This is a genomic window from Micromonospora maritima (assembly GCF_902825405.1).
GTDB lineage: Bacteria > Actinomycetota > Actinomycetes > Mycobacteriales > Micromonosporaceae > Micromonospora > Micromonospora maritima.
In genome coordinates, this window is record NZ_CADEAU010000941.1 from 1 (window position 1) to 828 (window position 828).

General features: G+C 78.4%; 1 pseudogene. It reads right to left on the minus strand.

The window, feature by feature from the left end:
* A pseudogene (locus HUW36_RS33695) lies at window positions 1-730 on the minus strand (hypothetical protein); the annotation flags it as partial.
* Window positions 731-828: the final 98 nt, after the last annotated feature.

The window sequence follows — 828 nt, forward strand, 5'->3', positions numbered from 1 at the left end:
CGGGGAGGTCGTCGCCGCCGGTGGCGAGGGTGAGCGCGCAGACGGGCAGCACGGTGGCGGCCTGGACGGCGCGCAGCACGGCGGCGGTGCGGCGGGGCGTGGTGGGGCCGCCGGCGGTGCGCAGCGTGGTGACCAGGGCGGCGAGGACGAGTGCGGTGACCACGGCGAACCAGACGCGGGCGTCGGTCCACCAGGCGTCGACGGCGGCCCGGGGCAGCCCGAACAGTGCCATGCCCGGCTGGTAGGGGGTGTAGCCGAGGAGCTGCTCGCCGGGCGGCAGGGCGGCGATCGCGTCGGGTCCGAGGTAGGGGGTGCCGTGTTCGGCGAGGCGAGCCCCGGCGTGTTCGACCACGATCACCTCCTCCTGGGCCCGGTCGGTGCGTCCACCGGCCCGCTGGACGCTCTGCACGACGACGGGCAGGAGGGCGGTGGTGGCCCAGGTGACGGCCGTGACCGTCCAGCGGGCGGGCAGCCCGGCCAGGGTGGTGCCGGGGTTGCGGCGGTGGGCGAGGAGTTGGGTCGTCGCGGCGAGCGTGGCGAGGGCGTAGCCGACGGTGGCGATCGCGCCCCAGCCGCGGTGCGGCGGCAGGGTGGAGGTGGCGGCGGTGACCGCGGCGAAGACGGTGGCGGCGGCGTAGAGCCCCAGGTCGAGGACGAGGCCGCCGGCGGCGGTGTCGAGTGCCGACCAGCGGCGGGAGGCGGGGCCGGGCAGGTCGGCGTGGGCGGTCACGCGGGCCAGTCTGGCAGACCGGCGGTGCGACCCGGCCGGGTCAGGGCTGCCGGGAGTCAGCGGCGGGGGCGGCGGATCGGGTACGGGACCCGCCGGAG